Origin of the sequence: Roseateles aquatilis, assembly GCF_002205645.1 — a bacterium.
Taxonomy (GTDB): domain Bacteria; phylum Pseudomonadota; class Gammaproteobacteria; order Burkholderiales; family Burkholderiaceae_C; genus Roseateles; species Roseateles aquatilis.
On sequence record NZ_NIOF01000005.1, the window covers coordinates 311,139 to 324,781 of the forward strand.

Sequence of the window (13,643 nt, forward strand, 5' to 3'; positions counted from 1 at the left end):
CCCGGGGACCACGACGGACGCGGGCGTCGAGAGGCTCGACGAGGCCGCGATGACGGAGTCACGGGGGGCGCAAAGCTTAATCCTCCCGCTCCGGCCCCAGAATGAATTCAGTTTTAACTGCCATGCAAAGATGGCAATCAGCCATGCACGGCATGACGCCCCATCGAGCCCGCCTCGGGCGGTGCCCGCAACGTGACGTGTTCTCAAGCGATCTGCCGCGAAAGGGACGGCCCGCGCGCCTCGCGGCGTCTGGTCGGCGGCGTGCGAGAACCGTGCCCGCTGAAGCGGAAACGCGCCCCGGAGGGCGCGTTGTCGTTTGAGCGCTCACGCGCGGCGCGGGCGAAACCGCCGAACGCGGGGCGTCGTTGTCAGCCCTGCGCGCGCCTGGACAGGATCTCGAAGGCCGGCAGGGTCTTGCCTTCCAGCACTTCCAGGAAGGCGCCGCCACCGGTGGAGATATAGCCGACGTCCTGCTCGATGCCGTACTTGGCGATCGCCGCCAGCGTGTCGCCGCCACCGGCGATGGAGAACGCGTCCGACGCGGCGATGGCGCGGGCGATGGTCTCGGTGCCGTGGGCGAAGGCGTCGAACTCGAACACGCCGACCGGGCCGTTCCACACGATCGTGCCCGCGGCCTTCAGTTGCTCGGCGAGCAGCGCGGCGGTCTTCGGGCCGATGTCCAGGATCAGGTCGTCATCGGCCACGTCGGTCGCGGCCTTCACCGTCGCGGGCGCGTCGGCGGCGAAGGTCTTGGCGGTCACCACGTCGACGGGGATGGGCACCGCGGCGCCACGCGCCTGCATCGACGCGATGACGGCCTTGGCGTCGTCGATCAGGGCGGGCTCGGCCAGCGACTTGCCGATGTTCAGGCCGGCGGCCAGCATGAAGGTGTTGGCGATGCCGCCGCCGACGATCAGGCCGTCGACGTTGCCGGACAGCGATTGCAGGATGGTCAGCTTGGTCGACACCTTGGAGCCGGCCACGATCGCCACCAGCGGACGCTTGGGATTGGCCAGCGCCTTGGTGATGGCGTCGATCTCGGCCGCCAGCAGCGGGCCGGCGCAGGCGATCCTGGCGAACTGCGCGATGCCGTAGGTCGAGGCCTCGGCGCGGTGCGCGGTGCCGAAGGCGTCGTGGACGAAGATGTCGCACAGCGCGGCCATCTTGCGCGACAGCTCCTCGCTGTTCTTCTTCTCGCCCTTGTTGACGCGGCAGTTCTCCAGCAACACGAGCTGGCCGGGCTTCACGTCGACGCCGTCGACCCAGTCGGCCAGCAGCGGCACATCGCGGCCGAGCAGCTCGCCCATGCGCTTGGCGACCGGCGCCAGCGAATCCTCGGGCTTGAACTCGCCCTCGGTGGGGCGGCCCAGGTGGGACGTGACCATCACCGCGGCGCCGGCCTTCAGGGCCATCTCGATGGCGGGAATGGAGGCGCGCACGCGCGTGTCCTCGGTGATCTGGCCGGCATCGTTCAGCGGCACGTTCAGGTCAGCGCGGATGAACACGCGCTGGTTGGCCACCTTGCCGGCGGCGATCAGATCGGCGAAACGCAGGACGTTCATGGGAGTGCGAGGGCGTAGTTGAAAGACGGGAAGCCGGCTCGGGCAAGCGCGCCGCCCGGCGAATCGGGCCGCAGCTTACCAGCCGGTCCCGCGCCGAATGGTCCGGACGGGTTACGGAACGCGACCGAAACCGGTCACGCTCGCCATCCCGGCGGCCGCTACCAGCCCAGCCCGATCCGCAGCGCCAGCATCACCGCCGTGCCGCTGACGATGGTGCCGAGGATGCCGCGCCGCCAGAAGAAGTAGGCCGTCGCCACCGCGGTGGCGTACAGGCGCGCGTCCTTCCACGTGTGGATCAGCTCGCCCTGGGTCATGACGATCTCCGGGACGATCACCGCCGCCAGCGCGGCCAGCGGCGCGTAGCGCAGGCCGTCGCGCATCCAGTCCGGCAGACGGATCTCGTGCTTCGGGATCATGAAGAAGCTGCGCGTGATGAGCGTGATCAGGCCCATGCCGACGATGCCCAGGATCGCCTCCCACGTGCTCATGCGGACCTCCCGCCCGTGCCGGACGTGGCGGAGGACGGCGGCAGCCAGCGCTCCATCAACAGGCCGATGGCCACCGCCGCGGCGATGGCCACCAGGATGTTGAGCCGCAGCGGCAGCGCGTAGGCGGCCACCGCGGCGCAGCCCGCGACCGCGCCGGAGACCCAGGTGTTGCGGTCCCTGAGCAGCGAGTAGCTCAACCCCAGCAGCGCCAGCACGCCGGCGAATCCGAGGCCCCAGTTCGTCGGGACGCGGTCGGCCAGCAGGATGCCGGCGATCGCGGGGACCTGCCACGCGAACCAGTTGGTCGCCACCCCGCCCCAGAAGTACGGCACCTGGTTGGCCGGGTCGGGCTTCATGTCGGGGAAGCGCTTGAGGAAGGCGACGTAGTTGAGGTCGGCCGCGAAGTAGCCGATCAGCAGCCGCTGCGCGCGCGGCAGCGGCTCGAAGTACAGGCGCCACTGCGCGCTGAAGATGACGAAGCGCAGGTTGACGCAGAAGGCCGTCGCCCACAGCACCCACAGCGGCGCGCCGCTCGCCAGCAACGGCAGCGACGCCAGTTGCGAGCTGCCCGCGAAGACCACCAGGCTCATCAATAGCGATAGCCCGACGCCGAGCCCGCTCTTGACCATGGCCACGCCGGTCACCAGTCCCCAGGCCGAGATGCCCAGGGTGATGCCGAGCATCTCACGCGCGCCGCGCTTGAATTCCGTGTGGCGCACCAGCGCCGCGAGTCCTTCCGCCATGGGCGCGATTGTCTTACGCGGCTCCTGAAACGGATCGCCCCTCGCCCGCGACCGCGGCGGGCGGCGTCCACAAAGCGCCCTGGCGGCGCCCCGCGCGGCACGCGGCGCGACGGCGGATCCCGCCAGGCGCCGCGGCGGCCTCGACTTACTTCAGCTTGCGCACCGAGCCGGAGCCGGCGTTGGACATGCTGATCTCCGGGCTGCCGACATAACCGACGTCGCCCGAGCCGGCGATGCGGACATTGAGCTTGCGCACCGCCTGCACCGTCACGTCGCCGCTGCCGGAGATGCTCACCTTGGCCTCGTCGACCGTCAGTTCACGCGTCTTCACATCGCCGCTGCCGGCCACGGTGACGCTGAGGAAATTGGCCTTGCCGTTGAGCACCATGTCGCCGCTGCCGGCGACGCGCAGCGTCACCTGGTCGGCCTCCAGGCCCTGGATGCGCAGGTCGCCGCTGCCGGCGATGCTGCCGTCGAAGTTGCCCGTCTTCATCGGCTCGACGCGCACGTCGCCCGAGCCCGCGATCGACACGCCGCGCAGTTGGCGCATGTCCAGCGTGATCGTCGGGGTGCCCCGGGCATCGAGGCTGTAGCCGCGCTTGGCCGCGATCTCCAGCGTGCGGCCCTTGCTGCCGTCGACGACGCGGGTCTCCAGGTAGCTCAACAGGTTGCGGTCGGTCCGGACCTCGACCTTCTCGCTCGATCCCTGGCGCACCAGCACCTTGAAGTCTCCCGACAGCGACACGGCCTCGAAGGCGCCGACATCGCGGCTCTCGGACGACACGTCGCCGTTGCCCTCGACACGCTGCGAGCCGCCGAAGCTCAGGGTCCAGGCCTGCGCGCTGCCCACGGCGGCCAGGCTCAGCAACGTGGCGGCGAAGAGGCGGCGGCCAGCGGACGAGGCGATGGACCGGGAAAAAGTAGTGGTCATGTGGGATCTCCTGACTCTTGATGATCCCATCATCGGTCGGAGTGGCCGGTCCAGGCTATTGGCGGATGACGAACTGCAACATTCGGGGAATCAACTGCTCGGTCGCCTGATTTTCCGAGGCGGCGTCGCAACGCCGTCACGTTCAGCGGCATGCCGGGCGACGGACCTCGCGGCGCGCCCGGATCAGTGGCCGGCCTTGTCGGCCGCCTTGTCGCCCACCTTGCCCTTGGCGGAGCGCGGATCGGGCGCTTCGTCCTCGCCGTCGGATGCCGAGCCGCCCGCCTTGGCGGCGGCCGGGTTGGCCACCTGGGGACGGGTGCCCTCGAGCTTGTTCTCGCGCATGTACTCGTCCATCTCGCGCCAGCCCTCGTAGACCGCGGCCTTCTGGGCCTTGGGGTTGAGGGCGTAGCAGTCCTCGATGGCCCGCAGCGCGTTGCGGCAGGCGCCGCCGATGGCCTTGCCGTCGGCCTCCTTGGCGGCGGCGACCTTGGCCGGGTCCTCGATGCCCAACTGGTCGCAGCCGGCCAGCAGCGCCGCGCAGCCGAGCAGCGCCGCCATCAGCGCGGGGCGAGCGGCGGTCAGGGAACGGAGGGGTGCCTTCATGCTGTCCTTATCGGCCATCGACGGGCGGTGCTTGAGCCGCGCCATTGTGCGTCGGCCCGCGACCGCCCATTCCAGGCAAAAACACCGCCGGAAGGCGGTGTTTTTCCGTTTGGCCTCGCCGGGTCTGTCCGCTCAGCGCGGTCCGGCCATCGCCTGCAGGCGGGCGATGCGCTCCTCGGTCGGCGGGTGGGTGCTGAACAGCCCGCGCAGGCCACCACCGGAGAGCGGGTTCATGATCATCATCTGCGCGGTCTCCGGATGGCGCTCGGTCGTCTCCAGCGGAATGCCCTGCGCATAACGATGGATCTTGTCCAGCGCCGAGGCCAGCGCGTGCGGGTCACCGGAGATCTCCGCGCCGCCGCGGTCGGCCTCGAACTCACGCGCGCGGCTGATCGCCATCTGGATCAGCGACGCCGCGATCGGCGCCAGGATCGCCACCAGCAGACCGACGATCGGGTTGGCCGGGCGGCCCTCGCTGTCGCGCGGGCTGAAGAACATGGCGAAGTTGGCCAGCATCGAGATCGCGCCGGCCATCGTCGCGCTGACCGTCGAGATCAGGATGTCGCGGTGCTTCACGTGCGCCAGCTCGTGGGCCATCACGCCGCGCAGCTCCCGCTCCGACAGGACGCGGATGATGCCCGTCGTCGCGGCGACGGCGGCATGCTCGGGATTGCGGCCGGTGGCGAAGGCGTTGGGCGCGTCCTCCTGGATCAGGTAGACGCGCGGCATCGGCAGCTGGGCGCGCTCGGCCAGTTCCTTGACCATGCGGTAGAACTGCGGCGCGCTGCGTTCGTCGACCTCCTGGGCGTTGTACATCTTCAGCACCAGCTTGTCGGAGAACCAGTAGCTGAAGAAGTTCATGCCCAGCGCGACGACCAGCGCGATCAGCATGCCGGTCTGCCCGCCCAGCATCGAGCCGATCGCCATGAACAGCGCGGTGATGGCGGCCATCAGGATGGCGGTCTTCATCAGGTTGAACATGGGCTACCTCCTCGGGAATGAATCAACGGAACAAGTCGGGACGGTACACCGTCCCGACTCCATGAGATGGCGGCGGAACCAGCAGCTTCAAGCTGGTCGACCCGCAGTTCGGGACAGGCTGAAGCGACGCGCGGGCGCCCGGCGTCACGCCAGCGATTCGCCCACCAGCAAGGGCCGCGCCTGAAGAAAGGCCGCCGCCGGCAGGCGCTTGCCGCCGGCGCGCTGCAGCTCGGTCAGGCGCACCGAGCCTCGGCCGCACGCCACCACCGGGCCTTCTGGCGCCACCGCCAGCACGCGCCCCGGCTCGCCCGGCGTGCCGTCGGCATCGACGACCTCGGCGCGCCACACCTTCAGCGGCTCGCCGTCCAGTTGCGCGACGCCACCCGGAAACGGGTCGAAGGCCCGCAGCCGTCGCGCGATCCGGACGGCCTCGTCGGTCCAGCGGATCTGGCCCTCGGCCTTCTCGATCTTGTGGGCGTAGGTGACGCCCTCCTCCGGCTGCCGGACCGGATCCAGCGCACCGCGCGCGGCGATGTCCAGCGCCTGGACGATCATCCGGCCGCCCAGCACGGCGAGGCGGTCGTGCAGCGTGGCCGAAGTGTCCACGGGCGTGATCGGCAGACGCTCGATCAGCAGCATGTCGCCGGTGTCCAGGCCCTCGTCCATCTGCATGATGGTGATGCCGGTCTCGACATCGCCGGCCTCGATCGCGCGGTGGATGGGCGCGGCGCCGCGCCAGCGCGGCAGGATCGAGCCGTGGATGTTCAGGCAGCCCAGGCGCGGCAGGGTCAGCACCCAGGCCGGCAGGATCAGCCCGTAGGCGGCGACGACCAGCACGTCCGGACGCGCGTCCAGCAGCGCCTGGCGGCCGATCGCGGCTTCATCGGGAAACTTGCCGTCCAGCCGCAGGCTGCGCGGCTGCGCGACGGCGATGCCGCGCTCCACCGCCAGTTGCTTCACCGGCGAGGCCTGCAGCTTCATGCCGCGACCCGCGGGCCGGTCCGGCTGGCTCAGCACCAGCGGCACCTCGAAGCCGGCGTCCAGCAACGCCCGCAGCGCGATCGCCGCGAACTCGGGCGTGCCGGCGAAGGCGACGCGCAACCCGCTGCCCGCCATCAACGGTCCTTCGCCTCGTCGCGGGCCTTCTTCACCAGCTTGGTCTTGATGCGCTCGCGCTTGAGCGGGCTGAGGTACTCGACGAACACCTTGCCCTTGAGATGGTCCATCTCGTGCTGCACGCACACGGCCAGCAAACCCTCGGCGTCGAACTGGAAGGTGTGGCCGTCGCGGTCCAGCGCCTGCACCGTCACCTGCTTGTGACGCATGACCTTGTCGTAGATCGTCGGCACGGAGAGGCAGCCCTCCTCGCCTTCCATCATTTCCTCGCTGGCCGCGACCAGTTCCGGATTGATCAGCACCAGCGGCTGGTCGCGCTCTTCCGACACGTCCATCACCAGCACTCGCTCGTGCACGTCGATCTGCGTAGCGGCGAGACCGACGCCGTCGGCGTCGTACATGGTCTCGAGCATGTCAGCGGCAAGCGCGCGGATGCGGTCGTCCACCGCGGCCACCGGTTTGGCGACGGTATGCAGGCGCGGATCGGGGTATCGAAGAATGGTCAGTTTCGCCATGGTGAGGACGCGAGCGCTGTGGAAAGCACACAACGCCTGTTTGTAAGGGCTTGCAAGTGAGGGCGGCACCGTTCATTGCGGGTACCCCTGAATCTGGGCAGAATCGCCGCCAGCGAGTGCTGGATTTTCGCCGATTTGGGTTGCACTGCGGACCTCGCCACAAAAGCGCCATCGGCCACGAGGGGCCTTCCATCCCGGCGCAGGAGAAAAAAGTAATGACGCAAAGGCGGCCACTGGGCTTGACGACGATCTCCGCAGCCCTGCTGGTGGGTGCCTTCTGCGCGGGCCCGTTGCTCGCAGCCGGCAACTACCCGATCACCCCCGAACAGCGCCAAACCGCGCAGCAGGTCGCCCAGACCGGCGTACCTGTGTCCGAGCTGGCCGCCAACGCTCCCGACACCTATGTCGTGAAGGCGGGCGACACGCTCTGGGCCATCTCGGGCGTCTTCCTGAAGAGCCCGTGGCGCTGGCCCGAGCTCTGGGGCATGAACACCGACCAGGTCCGCAACCCGCATCTGATCTATCCGGGACAGGTGCTGATGCTGGTCAAGACCGACGGCCGCGCGCGGCTGCAGTTCGGCCGCGACGTCAGCGGCGCCACCGGCGGCGGCGACTCGACCAAGCTGTCGCCCCGGGTGCGCTCGACCTCCCTCGCCGATGGCTCGATCGCGCCGATCCCGCAGCATCTGATCGAACCGTTCCTCAACGAGGCGGTCGTGCTGAACACCAACGAACTGGAAACCGCGCCGCGGATCGTCTCCGCGCAGGAAAACCGCGTCTGGATGGCCAGGGGCGACATCGCTTACGCGCGTGGCAACTTCGTGCCCAACCAGACCGAATACCGCGTCTTCCGCGAGCCGCATCCGCTGCGCGACCCGGTGACCAAGGAGCTGCTCGGTTTCGAGGCCCCCTACGTGGGCACCGCCGACGTGACCCGCCCCGGCGGCGGCACGGGTCGCGACGAAGTGCCGACGACGCTCACCGTGACGCTGGTGCGCCAGGAGGTGCAATCGGGCGACCGCCTGGCCCCTGTTCCCCCGCGCGACTACAAGAGCTACGTGCCGCATGCGCCGGCCCAGCCGGTCGACGGCCGGATCGTCTCGGTCTACGGCGACGCGATCACCGCCGGCCAGAACCAGATCGTGGTGCTGAACCGCGGCGCCCGTGACGGCATGGAGCGCGGCCATGTGCTGGCGCTCTGGCATGCCGGCCGCGTCGTCCGCGACACGACCACCTCCAAGCGGGAAGATATCCGTTTGCCGGATGAGCGCCACGGCGTGCTCTTCGTCTTCCAGGTCTTCGATCGGGTCTCGTACGCCCTGATCCTGTCGGTGCAGGAACCGGTCGTCGCGGGCGACCGCTTCACGCAGCCCTGAGCGATCGGGCTCTCCGCGCGGGTCGCAGTCAGGACCACACGGATGAGCCCCGAAGACCTGCGCGGCTGGTTGCACCTGCTGTCCTGCGTTTCGCGCGGGGCCGCGCGCCGGCTGCTGGCGCGACACGGCTCACCCTCGGCCGCGCTCGATGCCGGCTCCGCCGGTTGGGCCGCGCTGCTGGGGCCGGATGAGGCGGCCAAACTGGCCCAGCCCACCGTCGATCTGGACCGGCTGGTGCAGCGCACGCAAACCTGGCTGGAACGCGGCGAGCGCCGCTCGATCCTGCTGGTCGGCGACGCCGACTACCCCGCCCCGCTGCTGAACATCGCGGACCCGCCGCTGATGCTCTACCTCGACGGTCGGCGCGACCTGCTTCAGCAGCGCTGCGTGGCGGTCGTCGGCAGCCGCCGCCCGAGCCCGCAAGGGGACGACAACGCGCGCCATTTCGCCCGGGGGTTGGGACAGGCCGGTTTCTGCGTCGTCTCCGGGCTGGCGCTGGGCATCGACGGCGCCGCGCACGAAGCCGCGCTGGACACCCCCGGCGGCACCATCGCCGTGCTGGGAACCGGGCTGGACAAGATCTATCCGCTCGAACACGCCGACCTCGCCCGTCAGGTCGCACGGCGTGGACTGCTGCTCAGCGAATACTTCATCGGCACCCCGCCGATGGGGCCGAACTTCCCCCGGCGCAACCGCATCATCGCGGGGCTGTCCGAGGGTTGCCTGGTCGTCGAGGCGGCAATGAAATCCGGCTCGCTGATCACCGCCCGGCAGGCGTCCGAGGCCGGTCGCGAGGTGTTCGCGGTGCCGGGATCGATTCATTCGCCGCAGTCGCGGGGCTGTCATCACCTGCTCAAGCAGGGGGCCTGCCTGGTTCAGGAGTTGGAAGACCTGCTCGCCGAGCTGCCCGCGGGCGGCTTGCCACGCACCAGCCCGCTGTCGCTGGGGATCGACGAGGACGGCGCGGCCGTCGTCGCGCCTGCGCCGAGCGCCCCTGTCGAGCCACCCGATCACCCCCTCCTGCGGGCGATCGGGCATGACACGGTGTCGCTGGAACAGCTGTCCCAGCGCAGTGGGTGGCCTCAGGACGAACTGAACGCCACCCTGCTGGACCTCGAACTGGAAGGCCATGTCGCGCGGCTGCCGGGGTCGCTGTTCCAGCGTCGCCGCCAAGCCTGATCAAGCTGCGAATTAGCGAAAAACACGTGGAAATCGCGCGAAAAACGCGCTCCCATGCGGGAATTTCCGCCTCCCGAGGGCTTCATTTCGGCCAAAAGGGGTTTCAGGGGGTGAGTTATAGTGCCCGCATGTTTGACGTCCTCGTCTACCTGTACGAAACCTATTGGCGCCCCGACGCCTGCCCGGATCATGCGCAACTGACCCGGAAACTGTCGGCGGTGGGTTTCGAGGACGACGAGATCCGCGATGCGCTCTCCTGGCTGGACGGCCTGGCCGCGGCCTCCCAATCGCACCACGGCGAACCCGGCACCCGCAGCATGCGGGTCTACTCCCGCGAGGAGCAGGACCACCTGGGCGACGTCTCGATCGGCTTCATCAGCTTCCTGGCCTCGGCCGGCGTGTTGCCCACCGCGATGCGTGAGATGGTCATCGACCGCGCCATGGCGATCCCCGGCGGCCCGCTGGACCTGGAGGACCTGAAGATCATCGTGCTGATGGTGTTCTGGAGCCTGGGCGAGGAACCCGACGCGCTGATCCTGGACGAGCTGTTCGTCGCGCCGGAAGAGCGCCTCATCCACTGAACCGCCCCAGTCCCGACACTCGAAAAACCGGCCCCGCGCGAGCGGCGCCGGTTTTGTCTTTTGGAGCGGGCTGCGGCGCGCCTCAGGCCAGCAGGCGGGAGGGATCGACCTCGAGCTTGGCCAGCGCGTTGCGCGTGGCCTTGACGGTCAGCGACTCGTCCTGCGCCGGCAGCATCAGGCCCGCCTGCAGGAACGCCGCCAGGCGGCTGAGCTGGAAGAGCACGCCGCGGCCTTGCGGCGACACGAACAGGATCAAGTGGTGGCGCATCCCGCGCCAGACCAGTTGCACCGGTTCGACGCGGCCGCGGTAGTCCAGCATGTACCAGCTGCCGACCTGCAGCTCGCGCGCCCAGGCCAGCATCGCCGGCGTCGGCGCGGTGCCGCCCTCGGCGACCACCTCCAGCCCCTCGCATTCATGGCTGGACAGGTCACGCACCAGGGATTCGTTGATCTCGCCGGCCTCGGGGGACGGCAGCATCGCCTCCAGCGTTTCCAGCTGGCTCATCAGGTCGTCCAGCCGCTCTCGCGGAATCGCCGCGGTCTTGGCGGTGAACGCCGCGGCCAGCGCATTGTTCAGCGAGCGGATCTGCTCGTCCTGGCGCTCGTGGTTCATGCCCGCGTGGCCCATGCCGTCGCGCAGCGTCTTGAGCAGGGGGGGCAGCCGGCGGATCACCTCGGCACGGTCCTCGCGGGACACCTTGGCGCTCGCGGACCAGATCAGATCGGCGGCAGCGCGCTTCATCGTCTTGGTCTGCTCGGCCTGCGGGCCGTAGCGCACGCCGGTCACCGCCAGCACATCGGCCCAGACCTGGAACAGGAAGTCGCGCACGCCGTCCTGCACCGGCACCTCGGACAGCATCTTGCGCAGCTCGATCGTGTACTGGATGGCCAGCGTCTCGCGCTGCTCCACCTGCTGGGCGAGCGAGACCCCCTTGCGGGACACCTCGTTCTCCTGCTGGAAATAGTGGTCGAGGAACTTCTCGAACTCGGTCAGCACCGTCTGGAAGACGCGCCGGCCGGTGTCCGGGTAGGCCTCGACGACCTGCACCACCCGCTTGATCTCGCGCTCCAGCGCGTCGCCGATCTCGGCGGTGGACGTGCTGAACCCCATCACGCAGGCGCCCATGCGGTCGATCAGGCGGCGCGCCGGGTGATCCTCTGTGGCGAAGAAATCGGGCTCGCTCACCGCCACCCGCAGCACCGGCATCTGCAGCCGCGCGAACCAGACGCGGATCGCGGACGGGATGCGCTCTTCCTGCAGGATCGCCTGGAACAGCAACGCCACCAGCTCGATCGTGGCGCGCTCGGCCGGCGTGTCCGCGGCCTGCTTCAGGACCTGCTTCAGCGCCTGGTTGCGATTGCGGATGTCGTCGAGCGCCTGGGGTGCCGTCAACTCCTGGTTGGCCGACTCCACCTGATCGGCGCGCCGCTGCACCGCCTCCTGGGCGTGATTGATGGCGGCGCTCAGGCGTGGCGATCCGCCCCGGGTCGACGGGCCGGCCGCCGCGGCGTAGACGCCGGCGTTGTTGGCGACGCCGGCCGGCGTGCCCTGCCCGCCGCGGACCGACGGGGTGACACCGGACATCGTCCGAGGCGCGGGCGTCGGCGCGGACGCGAGCTCGGGCACGTGACGCGCCAGCACGCGTTGCAACTGGGCCATGACCTGCTGGGCGGACTGGCTCGCCGGCGTCATGGCCGGACCGCCGGGCCCCGCGGTCGCGGCGGCCGACGGCGCGATGCCGCCATGCGTCTGGGCCGGTGACGGCGTCGGACCCAGGGCCGCGGACTGCGTCGCCACGCTGGCGGACGGCGCGTTGCGGCGGATGAACGGACGCAGATCCACGTCGGGCATCACGCCCTGCTGGATCAGCCAGTGATTGGCCTCGTGATAGGACTCGTTGAGCAGCTGCGAGAACTCGTGATGCAGCCAGCGCTGCAGCATCTGCCAGACCGAGCTGGTCAGGGCCGCATCGAACCAGGCGTCGAGCACCAGCCGCGCCAGCACCTGCGCGCGCAGCAGGTCCTGCTGGGCCAGGTCCTCGACCCGCTCCAGCGACTGCATCCGGTTGCGCAGGTCGCTGAACTCCCAGCTGGCCTTGTCCATCATCGCCAGCGCGAGGCGCGAGGCGATGATCTCGCGCTCGATCGTGTCGTCGCTGACCAAGGCGAGATTCTGCGGACGCGAGTTCAGCGACGCCGACCGCGAGTCCCCCGGGCCATGGTGGTACGCGTGTCGCAGCGCCTTGCCCAGGCGCGCATGCCACGGCGTGGCGCAGCGCTGCCAGGCGTCGAACGCGTCGCGACGCGCCATCTGCAGCGCGTGCTCGGCCGGCTGCGCGAGCTGCTCCTGCACCGCCGTCGTCAACACCGCCACCACGGCCGGCAGGCCGCGCAGCAGCACTTCCGTATGGACGCGCCGCGCTTGCGAAGCCAGGGCCTGGGATCTTGCGTCGGCGGCGGTCATCGAGCGTGAGATGGAAGGGTGCGGATGACTCTACTACACCACCGCGCCGGCATTCGGGTCATCCGGGTCCTCGCGCTTGGCGGGGCCGCCCTTGACCAAGTCCTCGCGCTTCACGCCCAGCCACATCGCGATGGCGGCAGCCACGAAGACCGACGAGTAGATGCCGAACAGGATGCCGATCGTCAGCGCGATCGCGAAGTAATGCAGCGTCGGGCCGCCGAACAGCAGCATCGACAGCACCATCATCTGCGTCGAGCCGTGCGTGATGATCGTGCGGCTGATCGTGGACGTGATCGCGTGGTCGATGATCTCGTGGGTGTTGAGCTTGCGGTACTTCCGGAAGGCCTCGCGGATCCGGTCGAAGATGACCACGGACTCGTTCACCGAGTAACCCAGCACCGCCAGGATCGCCGCCAGCACCGCCAGCGAGAACTCCCACTGGAAGTAGGCGAAGAAGCCCAGGATGATCACCACGTCATGCAGGTTGGCGATGATGCCGGCCACGGCGAACTTCCACTCGAAGCGGAAGGCCAAGTACAGCATGATGCCGATCACCGTGAAGCCCAGCGCCATCGCGGCGTCGTGCGCCAGCTCCGCGCCGACCGACGGGCCGACGACGTCGCTGCGGGTCAGTTTCAGCGGTTCCTGGCCGTTGACGGCGCAGGCTTGCTTGCTGATGGATTCGCCGCGCGCGGTGATCTCCTGGTGCTGCACCACGGCACCCTTCTCGGCTTTGCACAGCTCGCCGAAGACGCGGTCGACCAGTTCGTCGCGCTTGACGCCCGGCTTGACCGGCAGGCGGATCATGACGTCGCGCGAGGTGCCGAAGTTGGTCACCTGGACTTCGCCCAGGTTGAGCTGCTCGACGATGTGCCGGGTCCGCTCGATGTCGGCCACTTGCGTGTACTGCACGCCGACCTCGGTGCCGCCGGTGAACTCGATCGAGAAATGCAGGCCGCGGGTGACCAGGAAGAAGACCGCGGCGATGAAGGTGAGGAAGGACACGGCGTTGAGGATCAACGCGTGCTTCATGAACGGGATGTCCCGCTTGATTCGGAAGAATTCCATGGCGTCGTACGCTCTCTTCTCTGCGAGGGGCCGGGG

General features: G+C 69.3%; 13 protein-coding genes. 3 read left to right on the forward strand and 10 right to left on the reverse strand.

The window, feature by feature from the left end; all coding sequences use genetic code 11:
• Nucleotides 1-368: 368 nt before the first annotated feature.
• The 8 genes from CDN99_RS14020 to def all read right to left on the reverse strand — a co-directional run bounded on the left by CDN99_RS14020 (nucleotide 369) and on the right by def (nucleotide 6,939).
• Nucleotides 369-1,562 (reverse strand): phosphoglycerate kinase, encoded by a 1,194-nt coding sequence (locus tag CDN99_RS14020; protein ID WP_088385479.1) that lies wholly within the window; start codon nucleotides 1,560-1,562, stop codon nucleotides 369-371.
• A gap of 158 nt (nucleotides 1,563-1,720) precedes the next feature.
• Nucleotides 1,721-2,050 carry a branched-chain amino acid transport AzlD family protein gene (locus CDN99_RS14025; protein WP_088385480.1) on the reverse strand — a complete coding sequence of 110 codons (330 nt, stop codon included), beginning with the start codon at nucleotides 2,048-2,050 and terminating at the stop codon, nucleotides 1,721-1,723.
• The gene (locus CDN99_RS14030) at nucleotides 2,047-2,793 is read right to left on the reverse strand and encodes an AzlC family ABC transporter permease (protein ID WP_088385481.1); all 747 of its coding nucleotides are present in this window, start codon (nucleotides 2,791-2,793) and stop codon (nucleotides 2,047-2,049) included. Before CDN99_RS14030 ends, CDN99_RS14025 begins: the two co-directional genes overlap by 4 nt.
• Before the next feature lie 145 nt (nucleotides 2,794-2,938).
• Nucleotides 2,939-3,724 (reverse strand): head GIN domain-containing protein, encoded by a 786-nt coding sequence (locus CDN99_RS14035; RefSeq protein ID WP_158218847.1) that lies wholly within the window; start codon nucleotides 3,722-3,724, stop codon nucleotides 2,939-2,941.
• Nucleotides 3,725-3,907: 183 nt separating this feature from the next.
• The gene (locus tag CDN99_RS14040; protein ID WP_375134442.1) at nucleotides 3,908-4,327 is read right to left on the reverse strand and encodes a hypothetical protein; all 420 of its coding nucleotides are present in this window, start codon (nucleotides 4,325-4,327) and stop codon (nucleotides 3,908-3,910) included.
• Nucleotides 4,328-4,459: 132 nt separating this feature from the next.
• Nucleotides 4,460-5,308 (reverse strand): zinc metalloprotease HtpX, encoded by an 849-nt coding sequence (gene htpX, locus CDN99_RS14045; protein ID WP_088385483.1) that lies wholly within the window; start codon nucleotides 5,306-5,308, stop codon nucleotides 4,460-4,462.
• Nucleotides 5,309-5,452: 144 nt separating this feature from the next.
• A complete protein-coding gene (gene fmt, locus CDN99_RS14050) occupies nucleotides 5,453-6,409 on the reverse strand; it encodes a methionyl-tRNA formyltransferase (protein WP_088385561.1) in 957 nt (318 codons plus the stop codon).
• Nucleotides 6,410-6,423: 14 nt separating this feature from the next.
• Nucleotides 6,424-6,939, reverse strand: a complete 516-nt coding sequence (def, locus tag CDN99_RS14055) for a peptide deformylase (protein WP_088385484.1) — start codon at nucleotides 6,937-6,939, stop codon at nucleotides 6,424-6,426.
• 215 nt (nucleotides 6,940-7,154) lie between these two features.
• Here def and CDN99_RS14060 point away from each other — a divergent pair, with 215 nt between their 5' ends.
• From CDN99_RS14060 to CDN99_RS14070, 3 genes are all read left to right on the forward strand, one after another.
• Nucleotides 7,155-8,315 carry a LysM peptidoglycan-binding domain-containing protein gene (locus CDN99_RS14060; RefSeq protein ID WP_088385485.1) on the forward strand — a complete coding sequence of 387 codons (1,161 nt, stop codon included), beginning with the start codon at nucleotides 7,155-7,157 and terminating at the stop codon, nucleotides 8,313-8,315.
• A gap of 69 nt (nucleotides 8,316-8,384) precedes the next feature.
• On the forward strand, nucleotides 8,385-9,494 hold the full coding sequence (dprA, locus tag CDN99_RS14065) for a DNA-processing protein DprA (RefSeq protein ID WP_238139520.1): 1,110 nt from the start codon (nucleotides 8,385-8,387) through the stop codon (nucleotides 9,492-9,494).
• A gap of 128 nt (nucleotides 9,495-9,622) precedes the next feature.
• A complete protein-coding gene (locus CDN99_RS14070; RefSeq protein ID WP_088385487.1) occupies nucleotides 9,623-10,075 on the forward strand; it encodes a Smg family protein in 453 nt (150 codons plus the stop codon).
• Nucleotides 10,076-10,157: 82 nt separating this feature from the next.
• On the opposite strand, the gene CDN99_RS14075 is transcribed toward CDN99_RS14070, so the two are convergent.
• Together CDN99_RS14075 and secF are read right to left on the reverse strand one after the other, a co-directional pair.
• Nucleotides 10,158-12,539 (reverse strand): DUF1631 family protein, encoded by a 2,382-nt coding sequence (locus tag CDN99_RS14075; RefSeq protein WP_088385488.1) that lies wholly within the window; start codon nucleotides 12,537-12,539, stop codon nucleotides 10,158-10,160.
• Nucleotides 12,540-12,572: 33 nt separating this feature from the next.
• On the reverse strand, nucleotides 12,573-13,607 hold the full coding sequence (gene secF / locus CDN99_RS14080) for a protein translocase subunit SecF (RefSeq protein WP_088385489.1): 1,035 nt from the start codon (nucleotides 13,605-13,607) through the stop codon (nucleotides 12,573-12,575).
• Nucleotides 13,608-13,643: the final 36 nt, after the last annotated feature.

What these genes read in the sequence shown, in the direction of transcription:
- CDN99_RS14020 (WP_088385479.1), bottom strand. Translation starts at nt 1,562, where the DNA reads ATGAACGTCCTGCGTTTCGCCGATCTGATCGCCGCCGGCAAGGTGGCC.
- CDN99_RS14030 (WP_088385481.1), bottom strand. Translation starts at nt 2,793, where the DNA reads ATGGCGGAAGGACTCGCGGCGCTGGTGCGCCACACGGAATTCAAGCGC.
- CDN99_RS14025 (WP_088385480.1), bottom strand. Translation starts at nt 2,050, where the DNA reads ATGAGCACGTGGGAGGCGATCCTGGGCATCGTCGGCATGGGCCTGATC.
- CDN99_RS14060 (WP_088385485.1), top strand. Translation starts at nt 7,155, where the DNA reads ATGACGCAAAGGCGGCCACTGGGCTTGACGACGATCTCCGCAGCCCTG.
- CDN99_RS14070 (WP_088385487.1), top strand. Translation starts at nt 9,623, where the DNA reads ATGTTTGACGTCCTCGTCTACCTGTACGAAACCTATTGGCGCCCCGAC.
- CDN99_RS14035 (WP_158218847.1), bottom strand. Translation starts at nt 3,724, where the DNA reads ATGACCACTACTTTTTCCCGGTCCATCGCCTCGTCCGCTGGCCGCCGC.
- htpX (WP_088385483.1), bottom strand. Translation starts at nt 5,308, where the DNA reads ATGTTCAACCTGATGAAGACCGCCATCCTGATGGCCGCCATCACCGCG.
- secF (WP_088385489.1), bottom strand. Translation starts at nt 13,607, where the DNA reads ATGGAATTCTTCCGAATCAAGCGGGACATCCCGTTCATGAAGCACGCG.
- CDN99_RS14040 (WP_375134442.1), bottom strand. Translation starts at nt 4,327, where the DNA reads ATGAAGGCACCCCTCCGTTCCCTGACCGCCGCTCGCCCCGCGCTGATG.
- CDN99_RS14075 (WP_088385488.1), bottom strand. Translation starts at nt 12,539, where the DNA reads ATGACCGCCGCCGACGCAAGATCCCAGGCCCTGGCTTCGCAAGCGCGG.
- def (WP_088385484.1), bottom strand. Translation starts at nt 6,939, where the DNA reads ATGGCGAAACTGACCATTCTTCGATACCCCGATCCGCGCCTGCATACC.